The organism is Pseudomonas sp. 43mfcvi1.1 (assembly GCF_900115935.1).
Lineage (GTDB): Bacteria > Pseudomonadota > Gammaproteobacteria > Pseudomonadales > Pseudomonadaceae > Aquipseudomonas > Aquipseudomonas bijieensis.
On the sequence record NZ_UETT01000001.1, the window covers coordinates 249,148 to 261,658 of the forward strand.

General features: G+C 62.4%; 11 protein-coding genes. 4 read left to right on the forward strand and 7 right to left on the reverse strand.

Annotation, left to right across the window (positions count from 1 at the left end):
• Positions 1-38: 38 nt before the first annotated feature.
• Positions 39-848, forward strand: a complete 810-nt coding sequence (locus tag DTP52_RS01180) for an MOSC domain-containing protein (RefSeq protein WP_109751479.1) — start codon at positions 39-41, stop codon at positions 846-848.
• 121 nt (positions 849-969) lie between these two features.
• Here the strand turns inward: DTP52_RS01180 and DTP52_RS01185 are convergent, their stop codons facing one another.
• From DTP52_RS01185 to DTP52_RS01210, 6 genes are all read right to left on the reverse strand, one after another.
• A complete protein-coding gene (locus tag DTP52_RS01185) occupies positions 970-1,254 on the reverse strand; it encodes a pyrimidine/purine nucleoside phosphorylase (RefSeq protein WP_109751480.1) in 285 nt (94 codons plus the stop codon).
• A gap of 92 nt (positions 1,255-1,346) precedes the next feature.
• A complete protein-coding gene (locus DTP52_RS01190) occupies positions 1,347-1,889 on the reverse strand; it encodes an exonuclease domain-containing protein (RefSeq protein WP_109751481.1) in 543 nt (180 codons plus the stop codon).
• 62 nt (positions 1,890-1,951) lie between these two features.
• A complete protein-coding gene (locus DTP52_RS01195) occupies positions 1,952-3,922 on the reverse strand; it encodes an acetyl/propionyl/methylcrotonyl-CoA carboxylase subunit alpha (protein WP_109751482.1) in 1,971 nt (656 codons plus the stop codon).
• 134 nt (positions 3,923-4,056) lie between these two features.
• Complete coding sequence (gene atuD, locus DTP52_RS01200; RefSeq protein ID WP_109751483.1) at positions 4,057-5,211, reverse strand: citronellyl-CoA dehydrogenase; 1,155 nt, start codon at positions 5,209-5,211, stop codon at positions 4,057-4,059.
• A 33-nt stretch (positions 5,212-5,244) separates the two neighbouring features.
• A complete protein-coding gene (atuC, locus tag DTP52_RS01205; protein ID WP_109751484.1) occupies positions 5,245-6,861 on the reverse strand; it encodes a geranyl-CoA carboxylase subunit beta in 1,617 nt (538 codons plus the stop codon).
• A gap of 209 nt (positions 6,862-7,070) precedes the next feature.
• Positions 7,071-8,861: an acyclic terpene utilization AtuA family protein gene (locus DTP52_RS01210; RefSeq protein WP_109751485.1), complete on the reverse strand. Its 1,791-nt coding sequence runs from the start codon at positions 8,859-8,861 to the stop codon at positions 7,071-7,073.
• Positions 8,862-9,040: 179 nt separating this feature from the next.
• Here DTP52_RS01210 and DTP52_RS01215 point away from each other — a divergent pair, with 179 nt between their 5' ends.
• The 3 genes from DTP52_RS01215 to DTP52_RS01225 all read left to right on the forward strand — a co-directional run bounded on the left by DTP52_RS01215 (position 9,041) and on the right by DTP52_RS01225 (position 11,642).
• Positions 9,041-9,682: a TetR/AcrR family transcriptional regulator gene (locus DTP52_RS01215; protein WP_109751486.1), complete on the forward strand. Its 642-nt coding sequence runs from the start codon at positions 9,041-9,043 to the stop codon at positions 9,680-9,682.
• A 99-nt stretch (positions 9,683-9,781) separates the two neighbouring features.
• A complete protein-coding gene (locus DTP52_RS01220) occupies positions 9,782-10,558 on the forward strand; it encodes an ABC transporter substrate-binding protein (RefSeq protein WP_109751487.1) in 777 nt (258 codons plus the stop codon).
• Between the two features lie 70 nt (positions 10,559-10,628).
• Positions 10,629-11,642 (forward strand): GNAT family N-acetyltransferase, encoded by a 1,014-nt coding sequence (locus DTP52_RS01225; RefSeq protein WP_109751488.1) that lies wholly within the window; start codon positions 10,629-10,631, stop codon positions 11,640-11,642.
• A 146-nt stretch (positions 11,643-11,788) separates the two neighbouring features.
• On the opposite strand, the gene DTP52_RS01230 is transcribed toward DTP52_RS01225, so the two are convergent.
• On the reverse strand, positions 11,789-12,337 hold the full coding sequence (locus tag DTP52_RS01230; RefSeq protein WP_025212663.1) for an RNA polymerase factor sigma-70: 549 nt from the start codon (positions 12,335-12,337) through the stop codon (positions 11,789-11,791).
• Positions 12,338-12,511: the final 174 nt, after the last annotated feature.

Here is a 12,511-nt window from a genome sequence, read left to right on the forward strand (position 1 = left end):
TATAAGGTGGCATTTTTTCGCCACCAGGGAAGTTGACCATGTTGCGGCTGAGCGCGCTGTATCGGTATCCGTTGAAGTCCGGCAAGGGCCAGCCCTTGCAAGGGATCGGCCTGGACAAGCTCGGGCTGGACGGTGACCGGCGCTGGATGCTGGTGGATGAGGGCACCGGTCGTTTCCTGACCCAGCGCGCCGTGGCGAAGATGAGCCAGCTTTCGGCCCTGTGGAACGAGGCCGGCGGCCTGACGCTCAGTGCGCCGGGCCATGAGGCCATCGATGTGCCGCTGCCGCCGGTCCTGGAGGAGCAGCGGCGCGGGGTGATCATCTGGCGTGACACTTTGCGTGTGCCGGATGCCGGTGACGAGGCTGCGGCCTGGGTCAGCGAGTTCATCGGCAATCCTACCCGGTTGGTGCACGTGCCTGTGGAACTGGCGCGCACCACGGCAGCCGGTTATGGCAAGGATGACGACAAGGTCGCCTTTGCCGATGGTTTCCCGCTGCTGCTGATTGGTCAGGCGTCCTTGCAGGACCTGTCGAGCCGGGTCGGTCGCCCGCTGGAAATGTTGCGCTTTCGTCCCAACCTGGTGGTCGAGGGCAGCGAGGCGTTTGCCGAGGACGGCTGGAAGCGTATTCGTATCGGCGAGGTGGAATTCCGCCTGGTCAAGCCATGTTCGCGTTGCATCATGACCACGGTCGATCCGCAGACCGGCGAGCGCGATCCGAATCGCGAACCCTTTGCCACGTTGCAGCGATACCGTTCGACACCGGACGGTGCGATGTTCGGCCAGAACCTGGTCAACGACAGCGACGGTCGGCTTGAAGTCGGCATGCCGGTTGAAGTGCTCGAATAAAAAAATCCGTGAACAAAAATGCCCGTGTCGTTGGACACGGGCATTTTTCATTACCCCGATGCCATGCCAGGGCTTTTGTGGCGAGGGGATAAATCCCCTCGCCGCAGGGTTATCTGCCGAATCAGCCGCGGTATTCACACAGGTAGGCGGTATCGACGGCCACTTTGAGCTGGAACTTGCTGTTGGCCGGCACATTGAACTGGCTGCCGGCCTCGTAGGTTTCCCAGTCGGTGCTGTCAGGCAGCTTCACGGTCAGGGCGCCGGAGACGACGTGCATGATTTCACGTTGGGCCGTGCCGAACTCATATTCGCCCGGTGCCATGACGCCGATGGTCGCAGGGCCTTCGGCAGTGCCAAAAGCGATCGACTTGACGGTGCCGTCGAAGTACTCGTTGACTTTGAACATGGGCGATTCCTCGAAAAAGGGGCTGAAAAAGGCCGGCCAGTATGCACAAGGCTTCAACATTCGTCATCTGTCGGCCGGTAGGTGGTTGCCGCTCAACCGGGAAGTACCAGGGGCAATAACCGTGCGGTATTGCGGGCATCTTCCAGCGCACGGTGCTGTTGACCGCAGAACTGCAGGCCAGCCAGTTGCAACGCGCCGTTGAGCCCCAGTGGTCGTTCCAGCCGACGGGCCTTGGCGAAGCGTTGCTTGAGGTTCATATGCGGTACCTGGCCGAGGACACTGTGCAATTGCTGGTGCTGCCATTCCTGAAGCAGTTGCTTGCGGTCGTAATCGCCCCAACTGACCCAGCTTTCCAGATTCGGGTGATACGGCGCCAGCCAGCGCTCGAATGCCGGCCAGACCTCGGTCAAGGGCGCGGCACCGTCGATATTGGCCTGGGTAATGTGGGTCAGTTCGCGACAGAAAGGCGTCAGCAGCGGTCGTCTCAAGGGCCGCACGAAGCGCTGGAAATGATCCACCTCGCGGCCGTCACGATTCACCAGCGTGGCGCCGATTTCGATAATTTCCATTTCGGTTACCGGCCAGCCACCTTCATCGGTGGTGGCCTCCAGATCAATCACCAGCCAGTGAGGCATCGCAGGGTTCCCGGTGTCGGCGTGCTGATGGGTTTGAGCGTAGTCAAACCCTTGGCATCCGACTAGTGGCCTGTTTCGACACGCAACAAAACCTGACGGTTTTTCACCTGATCACCCCGCATGACCTGCAATTGCCTGACCACGCCGTCGATGCCGGCCTTGAGCGGGTGCTCCATTTTCATCGCCTCAAGCACTATCAGCAGTTGGCCTTGGCGCACCGTGCTGCCTTCACTGACCAGCAGCTCGACGATGGCGCCGTCCATTGGCGCCTCGAGCGTCCCGTCGCTGGCACTGGCCTTGGCGGCGATGGGGGCGTGGGTCCGGTCTTGCAAGTGCAGGCCGCCGGGGCGGGTAGACAGCCAAAGATCGTGGCCATCGAGGCGCCACCCATGCCGGCGGCGAATCCCGTCGATGACCAGCGTTGCGCCATGGAGGTCAACGTCGAGCAGTTTCAGTTCGATCAAGCGCCCGGCACTGCGGATGCTGAGCCTCCCGCCGGTTTCGGCCACCAGGCTCAGCACCCAGTCGTGCTCCCCAGCGCCGATCCGGTAGTGCAGCGCCGCGCCGATGTTGTTGTGCCATCCGCCCAGGCCAGGGGCATAGCGTGCCTGTGAGGCTTGATAAAACGCCGCCGCGGCGATGGCGAGCTGTTCGGCCGAGGGCTCAAGAGGCAGGAGCGCCGGATGATTGGCCAAGTGCTGCCCGATGAAGCCGGTGCCGAAGTCGCCGTCGATGAACTGCGGATGTGCCAGCAACGCGGCGAGCAATCGCTGGTTGCTCTGGACGCCAAGCAATACGCAATCTTCCACCGTTCGCAACAATTTGCGCCGGGCCTCCTCGCGTGTGGCGCCGTGAACGATGAGTTTGCCCAGCATCGAATCGTAGAACGGGGTGATGGCCTGGCCCTCCAACAGGCCATGGTCGACTCGCACGCCGTCCCGTATGGGCGGCTCCCAGCCGATCAGTCGACCGGTCTGGGGCAGGAAATCCGCCGCCGGGTCTTCGGCGTACAGCCGCACTTGCATGGCATGGCCGCTGAGCGTCACCTGGTCCTGGCGCAGGGGCAGGGGCCTGCCGGCGGCGACGTCCAATTGCCAGGCCACCAGATCCAGGCCGGTGATCAGCTCGGTGACCGGGTGTTCGACCTGCAGGCGCGTGTTCATCTCCAGGAAGTAAAACCGGCCGTCCCCAGCGAGCAGGAACTCCACGGTGCCGGCACCGACGTAACTCATCGCGCGCCCCGCCTTGAGCGCCGCGTCGCCCATGGCCTGGCGCAGTTCGGCGGTCATGACCGGGCAGGGCGCTTCCTCGATGATTTTCTGGTGGCGACGCTGGATCGAGCAGTCGCGTTCGCCCAGGTGGATCAGTTGGCCGTGGTGGTCGCCGAAAATCTGTACCTCCACATGACGCGGATCGAGCAAGGCCTGTTCGAGGATCAACTCGTCGTTGCCGAAGCCGTGCAAGGCCTCCGAGCGCGCGCTGCGTAACTGCTCCAGCAGATCCTCGGCGCGCTGGACCAGGCGCATCCCTCGGCCTCCGCCACCGGCGCTGGCCTTGATCATCAACGGGTAGCCGATGCGCCCGGCTTCGCGCTGCAGCGTGTCATCGTCCTGGGCGGCGCCCTGGTAGCCGGTGATACAGGGAACGCCGGCTTCGATCATGGCGATTTTCGAGCGACGTTTGCTGCCCATCAGGTCGATGGCCTCGGGGCTGGGGCCGATGAACACGAGACTTGCCTCGGCGCAGGCCTTGGCGAAGCCGGCATTTTCCGAGAGCAAGCCATAGCCGGGATGGATCGCATCGGCACCGCAGCGCCGGGCTGCATCGAGAATGGCCGAAGGGTCGAGGTAGGATTGCTGCACCGGAGCCGGGCCGATCAGCACGGCTTCATCGGCCATGCGCACGTGCAGCGCGTCGGCGTCGGCTTCGCTGAATACCGCCACCGTGCGATAACCCAGGGCCTGGGCGGTGCGCTGGATCCGGCAGGCGATTTCGCCGCGGTTGGCGATGAGGATCTTGCTGAAGGTGGGCATGGTCACTCCTGGGGTTTGCGGTGGCTATCAGGGCCTCATCGCGAGCAAGCTTTGCTCCCACAGGCGAATGCACTCACCAGGCATTGTGGGAGCAAAGCTTGCTCGCGATGGCAGCCTGGCAGGCGATGTATTCATTATTTTTTCCCCGGCAAAATCCCCATGAGTTTGCAGATGATCCCCAGCATGATCTCGTCCGCACCGGCGCCAATGGACACCAGTCGCACGTCGCGATAGGCACGGGCCACCGGGTTGTCCCACATGAAGCCCATGCCGCCCCAGTATTGCAGGCAACTGTCGGTGGTTTCCCGGGCCAGGCGCCCGGCCTTGAGCTTGGCCATCGACGCCAGCCGCGTGACGTCCTGGCCGTTGATGTACTGCTCGGTGGCCTGGTAGACCAGCGCTCGCAGGCATTCGATCTCGCTGGCCAGTTCCGCCAGGCGAAAATGGATCACCTGGTTGTCGATCAGGGCCGTGCCGAAGGTCTTGCGCTCCTTGCAGTACTCGATGGTGCTGTCGATGCAATGCTCCAGGCCCTTGATCATGTTGGCCGCGCCGAACAGGCGTTCTTCCTGGAACTGCAGCATCTGCATCATGAATCCGGCCCCTTCCTGGCCGATACGATTGCGTTGCGGCACCCGCACGTCATCGAAAAACACTTGGGCGGTTTCCGAGCTGCGCATGCCGAGTTTGTCCAGGTGCTGACCGAGGCTGATGCCGGGGCTGTGCATCGGTACCATGATCAGCGATTTGTTGACGTGGGGTTTGTCATCCGAGGTGTTGGCCAGCAGGCAAATGAAATCGGCGCTTGGTGAGTTGGTGATCCACATCTTGCTGCCGTTGATGACGTAGTCGTCGCCGTCCTTGCGCGCCGTGGTCTTGAGTCCGGCGACATCGGAGCCGGCGCCGACCTCCGAGACACCGATGCAGCCCACCTGTTCGCCGCGGATGGCCGGGCGCAGGAATGCTTCGCGCAGTTCATCGGAGCCGAAGCGGGCCAGGGCAGGGGTGCACATGTCGGTTTGCACGCCGATGGACATCGGTACGCCGCCGCAATGGATGGTGCCGAATTCCTCGGCTGCGACGATCGAATAGCTGTAGTCCAGGCCCATGCCGCCGAATGCCGGTGGCTTGGAAATACCCAACAGGCCCAGCTCGCCAGCCTTGCGGAAAATCTCGTGGATGGGGAAACGCCCGGCCTTCTCCCATTCGTCGACGTAGGGGTTGATGTCATGCTCGACAAACTGGCGAACGGTGCGCCGCAGTGCTTCGTGTTCCTGGGTGAAGATCATTTTTATTGTTCTCCTGTGAGTCGTGGAGCGTCCTCAGAAACGGGCCACGCCGAAGCTGTTGGCTTGCAGTGGCCGGTGCTCGGCCTCGTGACAGATGTCCAGCAAATAGCCCAGTAGCGTGCGGGTGTCCCGCGGGTCGATGAGCCCGTCGTCCCACAGGTTGGCGCTGCCGTAGAGGGCGGTGGACTGGCTGTCGAGTTTCTGCGCAGTGGTCTGTTCGAGCAGGTCCAGCATCTTCGGGTCCGGGGTCAGGCCGTTTTTGAGCTGGGTAGCTTCGGTGACCATGCGCAGCACCTTGCCGGCCTGGGCACCACCCATCACGGCGGTGCGGCTGTTGGGCCAGGCGAAGATGAAGCGCGGGTCGAGCCCGCGACCGCACATGGCGTAATTGCCGGCGCCATAGGAGCCGCCCACCACGACGGTCAGCTTGGGCACCCGGGCATTGGCCACGGCCTGGATCATCTTGGCACCGTGCTTGATCACCCCCTGGCGTTCCGACTCGGTGCCGACCATGAACCCGGTGGTGTTGTGCAAAAACAGCAACGGCGTGCGGCTCTGGTCGCACAACTGGATGAACTGTGCGGCCTTGCTCGCGCCCTGGGGCGTGATCGGTCCGTTGTTGCCGATCAGGCCGCAGGCATGACCGCGAATGTGCAGGTGGCCGCAGATGGTCTGTGGATCGAATTCGCCTTTGAATTCGAGGAAATTCGAGCCGTCGGCAATGCGCGCGATGATTTCCCGCACGTCGTAGGGCTTCTTCGGGTCTTCGGGGATCAATCCCAGCAGTTCTTCGGTTGGATACAGTGGCTCCGCCCAGCGTGGTTCGGACTGTGGCGGCAGTTGCCTGTTCCAGGGCAGCATGCCGAGGATTTCCCGGGCCAGGCGGATGCCGTCGGCATCGTTCTCGGCCAGGTATTCGGCGGTGCCCGCCACTTGCGCATGCATTTGTGCGCCGCCCAGTTCTTCCTCGGTGGCGACTTCGCCGGTTGCGGCCTTGAGCAATGGCGGCCCGGCCAGGAACAGTCGCGCCTTGTCGCGCACCACCACCACGTAATCCGACAGACCCGGCTGATAGGCACCGCCCGCGGTGGCCGAGCCATGCACCACGGTGATCTGCGGCAAGCCCATGGCCGACATCCGCGCCTGATTGGCGAAGCAGCGCGCGCCTTCGACGAAAATCTGCGCGGCGTAATTGAGATTGGCACCGCCACTTTCGGCGAGGGTAATGACCGGCAGTTTGTTTTCCATGGCGATCTGTTGCAGGCGCAGGGTCTTGTACAGGCCACTGGGGGAAATAGTGCCGCCCTTGATCGCGCTGTTGTTGGCCACCACCAGCACCCGCACCCCGGACACGTAGCCGATCCCGGCGATCAGGCCGCCGCCGGCCTGGCTGCCATCCTTGTCGTCATGAAGTTTGTAGCCGGCCAGGCTCGCCAGCTCGAGGAACGGGGCGCCAGGGTCGAGCAGCAGGTTCAGGCGCTGGCGCGGCAACAGTTGGCCGCGCTGGTCGAACTTGCCCTGGGCCTGGGTGGCTTTGTCCACCACGGCCTGTTCGAGCTGGCGCAACTGTTCGACGCCGGCCAGCATCGCCGCGTGGTTGCGCGCGAAGTCAGCGCTGTGGGGATCCAGGTGCGATTCGATGACCGGCATGCAGCCTCCTTTCAAACGGATTAGCGCAGAACCCTGTGGCGAGGGGATTTATCCCCGCTGGGGCGCGAAGCGGCCCTAAATGCGTGCAATGGTTTGAGTTGACTGTTTTGGGGGCTGCTGCGCAGCCCAGCGGGGATAAATCCCCTCGCCACAGATTCAATTCAACCTGCTCATCATGTGTGACTGACATAGGCCATGGCGACCATCCCTTAGTTGACCCGGTCTGCAATGTGCTGCGGCACCGGTATCTGGATCTCCAGCAACTGCTGGGCGAACGCCTTGCCCTGGGGATCGATGCGCAGGCTGGCGACACCGCCGCCACCAAGGGCGTTTTCCAGCAGGAAATTCAAACTGTGAGTGCCCGGCAGGTACCAGCGTTCGACTCGGCCCAATCGCGGGTCGAGCACGTGGCTCATCCAGTCGACCAGCACCTGCGGCGTCAGCACTTCGGCGATCCAGGGCAGGTATTCGGGCTTGCGGGCGATCACGCCAATGTTGCTGTGGTTGCCCTTGTCGCCGGAGCGCGCCACCGCCAGTTTGACCAGCGGCACGCTGGCATCGGCCCGGCCCTGGGGTTTGGGCAGGTCCGGGGCGACTGGCAGGTCGGCGGTGTCCAGTGGTTCGAAAGTGGGCAGGGGACAAGGGTGGCGTTGGCCGTCGATTTCGATTTCGGGCTGGCAATTGGCTTTGTCGATGAGGAACGAGAACAGGCGAATCAATGGGGACGCCGTCGGCCGGCCGCCGACCAGGCCGGTCAGCCCTGGCGCCATGCCGGTGGCGGCTTGGGCGATTTCCCTGGAAAACAGCGTCAGCGGCTGCTTGTCCGGGTGCCGTACCGCCAGCTTGATGACGATCTCACGGCTGTCCCGGCGCCGACCGTGCTGACCGTAAGTGGCTTCGCTGCCCAGCAGTTCGATGTTCACTTCGCTGTAGGGCGCCCAGCCACGCTGGTCGAACATTTGCGAAGTCTTGTCGATGATCGCCTGACTGACCCGGCCAGCCTTGGCCACCGCATCGATGCCGGCGATCAGGCAGGTGGCGGTGCAGCGCCAGCCGTCCGGCCAGGTGGCGCAAACCTTGTACTGGTCGGTGGGTGGCAGGCCCTTGGCCCCGTGGACCCGTACGGCGTGCCTGCCTTGCTGGACCAACCTGACCTGGCTGAAATCACAGATCACGTCCGGCAGAAGATAGCCTTGCGGGTCGCCGATTTCGTAAAGCAACTGCTCAGCAACGGTCAACGGCGTGATCAACCCGCCGCTGCCTTCGGCCTTGGTGACCAGGAACTGGCCGTCGGCGCTGACCTCGACGATGGGAAAGCCGATGTGTTCGTAATCCGGTACGTCCTGCCAGTCGGTGAAGTTGCCGCCCGTGCACTGGGCGCCGCATTCGATCAGATGCCCGGCCAGCGCGGCCTGGGCCAATCTGTCGTAATCGTGCCAGGCCCAGCCGAACTCATGTATCAGGGCGGCGCTGACCACGGCGCTGTCCACCACGCGGCCGGTGATCACGACGTCGGCTCCCAGGCGCAACGCTTCGACGATGCCGGGCGCGCCGAGGTAGGCGTTGATGGAGACGCACGCTGATGGCAGGGGCTCGCCACTGAACATTTCACGGATGCCCTGGGCGGCGAGTTGTTCGAATTGCGGTTGCAGGTCATCGCCCAGCAGCACGGCGATCTTCAACGGCACGCCCGCCTGGTCGCAGGCCGCTTGCAGGGCCTTCGCACAGGCTTGGGGGTTGACCCCGCCGGCGTTGCTGATGACGCGGATCCCATCGGCATGCAAACGCTGCAGCAGCGGTGTAAGGACCTCGATGAAGTCCGTGGCATAGCCGCTCAGCGGGTCCTTCAGGCGCGCGCCGGCCATGATCGACATCGTCACCTCGGCCAGATAGTCGAACACCAGGTAATCCAGAGCCCCGCCCTCGACCAGTTGCGCCGCCGCGGTACAGGTATCGCCCCAGAAGGCGCTGGCGCAACCGATACGGATCGTTTTTGGCATGGCGTTGCCTCCGGCAAAGGTGGATCGAGACTACCAAGCAAGCGCTTGGTATGTAAACGACCGCGGGTTCTTCTGCCGAGCGCTTGCTTGGTTGGCTCGCTCGGCTTAAATTGCCCGCGCCACTGATGATTTGGTGTGCAATGCCCGCGCGTTGGTTGATCGACTGTAGGAGAGAATGGGTGGACGAGCAAAAAGCCCTGGGCGTGATGCGTGAGCTGGTCGACAACGGGCAACTGACCGACCCGGACAGTGCTCGCGGCAAACTGCTCCAGACCGCCGCCCACCTGTTTCGCAACAAAGGCTTCGAGCGCACCACGGTGCGTGACCTGGCCAGTGCCGTGGGCATTCAATCGGGAAGCATCTTTCACCATTTCAAGAGTAAGGATGAGATCCTGCGGGCGGTGATGGAAGAAACCATCCGCTACAACACCGCCCTGATGCGCGCCGCCCTGGCCGAGGCCGATAGCGTGCGCGAGCGGGTACTGGCGCTGATCCGCTGCGAATTGCAGTCGATCATGGGCGGCACCGGCGAGGCCATGGCGGTGCTGGTCTATGAATGGCGTTCGCTATCGGAGCAAGGGCAACGGCAGGTGTTGGCCCTGCGTGATATTTATGAAGACTTGTGGCTCGAGGTCCTGGGCCAGGCCAAGGAGGCCGGGTATATTCGCGGGGACGTGTTCATTACCCGGCGGTTCCTCACGGGAGCGCTATCCTGGACCACCACCTGGTTTCGCACCGAAGGCAGCCTGAGTCTCGATGAGCTGGCCGAGCAAGCCTTGATCCTGGTGCTTGAAAAAAACAATAGTCGAACAGTGCCTTAAACGATCGTGTGGCTGGCTAAGTGGCTGAAACCGCCTAGCTTGATTGTATTGATGGGGACTTTTGGGGAGTGGGTTATCTTGACGTTTTCATCGATGGGGATGACCTCGCGTCTGCTGCTGGCTGCTCTGGCCGTTTTCCTGGCGTTGCCCATCGAGGCGGCGCAACTGGTGCGGATCGGCGCGGCACATTTTCCGCCTTATACCGTTCGTCCCGAGAACGGCGCCGACACGGGCCTGTTGCCGCAAATGGTGGAGGCCTTGAACCAGTCGCAAACCGACTATCAGTTCGTGCTGGTGCCGACGTCGATCCCGCGCCGGTTCAATGATTTCAAGCAGGGCCGGGTCGACATGGCGATTTTCGAAAACCCCGAATGGGGTTGGCAGGATGTGCCGCATACCTCGGTAGACATGGGCCTGGAAGATGCGGAAGTCTTCGTCTCCCAGCGCCAGGCGGATCGCCAGCAAAGTTATTTCGAAGACCTCAGGGGCAAGCGCCTGGCCCTGTTCAGCGGCTATCACTACGCCTTCGCCCAGTTCAACGCCGACCCCAAGTTCCTCGCTGGCCAATACAACGCCACGCTGACCTATTCCCACGACAGCAACTTGTTGATGGTGTTGCGAGGGCGCGCGGATATCGCCCTGGTGACCCGTTCGTACCTCAACGATTACGTGTTGCGCAATCCTGAAGTCGGCCCGCAATTGCTGGTATCGGAACGTATCGATCAGATTTACCACCATTACGCGCTGATCCGGCCGCAGGCGCCCATCTCCAGTGAGGCGTTTGCACAGTTGCTGCAAAAGCTGCGAGATGACGGTCAGTTGCTGAAAATTTTCCAGCCCTACCAGATTCATCTGGTGCCCGCGCACTCCCATTGAAGGTGACACTAAATTTCCCTTCCCGGCTCACGTCCCACGTTGACTACCGACGAATACGCGAGCCCCTTCCATGTCCAACCTCAATCAGCCGACAACGCTGCCTTTGCCTGGCGGTCGTCGTCTCGGCGCCGATGAAACCGAACGCCACCTGAGCCTGATGCTCGAAGGTGCGCCGCTGATCCGGCTGCGCCTTGTGCGTGGCCCGCAGTTGCATGTGCACTTGCAGGAAATCCATGACCGCCCGGTAGGCCCGGCGCTGTGGGCGGCCTGCTATTGGCTGTTTGCTCGCGATCCCGACTGCCAGCGCCTGACCTGGCACCTCGACGAGCGTCCTGGCGAAGCCTTGCTGAGCGGTTTGTTGACGGGCACCGAGCGCGCCGGTGAATACATTTGCGAGCGCACGATGTTCTGGCAACTGCCGCAGCCCTGGCTGGGGGAATCGTTCAACGGCAGTTACCCACAGCACATGATCATCACCGATGGCCAGCGTCATCCACGCCGGCCCATGAAGCCGCGTGGCGAGGTGTATCGGCGTTTTGATGCGCGGCTGGGGGCCTGGGTGTCCTTGCGTACCTTGGAAATCGAGCAGGACCTGGAGCGTTTCAACCGCTGGCAAAACAGCCCTCGGGTGGCGAGCTTCTGGCAGGAGGAGGGCAGCCTGGAACAGCATCGCGAGTACCTGGGCAAATTGCAGGCCGATCCCCGGGTCTTGACCCTGATCGGTTGTTTCGATGATCAACCGTTCGCTTATTTCGAAGCCTATTGGGCCAAGGAAGACCGCATCGCGCCGTTCTATGACGCCGGGAACTATGACCGCGGTATCCACATGCTGGTGGGCGAAGAGCAACACCGGGGGCCGCACAAGGTGGCGAGTTGGCTGTCGGCGCTGGTGCATTACCTGTTCCTGGACGACCCGCGCACCCAGCGCGTGGTGGCCGAGCCCCGGGCCGACAATGCCAGGATGATTGGGCACCTGCACAACCAGTGTTTCCATTGTGAAAAGGAATTCGATTTTCCCCACAAGCGCGCGGCGCTGATGATCCTGGGGCGTGAGCGGTTTTTTGATCGGTGTGGGTTGATGTGAGGTTCAGCTCGGCACAAGTGGCGGCCGTCAGGACGCTATCGCGGGCAAGCCTTGCTCCCACAGGAGCTCTATCAGGCACCTTTTTGTGAACAGGTAACCTGTGGGAGCAAGGCTTGCCCGCGATGGGGCCGGAACTGCTGCCCGCATTACCGCCGGGCGAAGGTATCCCCCCGAACCCCCGACACCTTGCGGCAATGCACCAGGGCATCGCGGATCATGAAATTCACCAGGGTCGGCGAGACGCCCAGTTCCTTGGCGATGTCCTTCTGTGGCACGCCGTGCAGGCGGTACATCTCGAAGGCATAGCGGGTGCGGCTGGGCAGTTCGGTCAGCGCGTCAGCGATGTGCTCCAGGGTGGAGAAGTTGATGTGGGAGGTTTCTGGCGAAGCACCCTGGATCACCACGTTCAACCCTTCCTCTTCCGGCCCCGAGTATTTCTGTTCCAGCGCCTGCTTGCGGTAGTGATCGATCGCCAGGTTGCGCACGATCTGGAACAGGTAGCTGAGCTGTGCCTTGAACGAGGAGGTGATCTGGGGCGCCGATTGCAGCCGGAAAAACGCGTCCTGCACTACATCTTCCGCGCGGGACCGGCAGCCGGTAATGCGCGCCGCGATCTTGACCAGAATCATTCGATTATCGACGAATGCCTGGAGTAACGGTGAGTCGCACCTGCTTGTGGATACTTGTTCCGTCATGGAATTCACCTTGCTGCAAAAAGTTAGCAGGACGGCCGGATGCCGGACCCGTCCTACACATCGACGGCCAAATTAGGCTTAATGATAATGATTGTCAATTGAGAAGAAGAATTATTGATGCAATAAAGTCCAGCCTCGGTGCCGCGACCCATTGCCGCGGCGCATGGCGGTTGG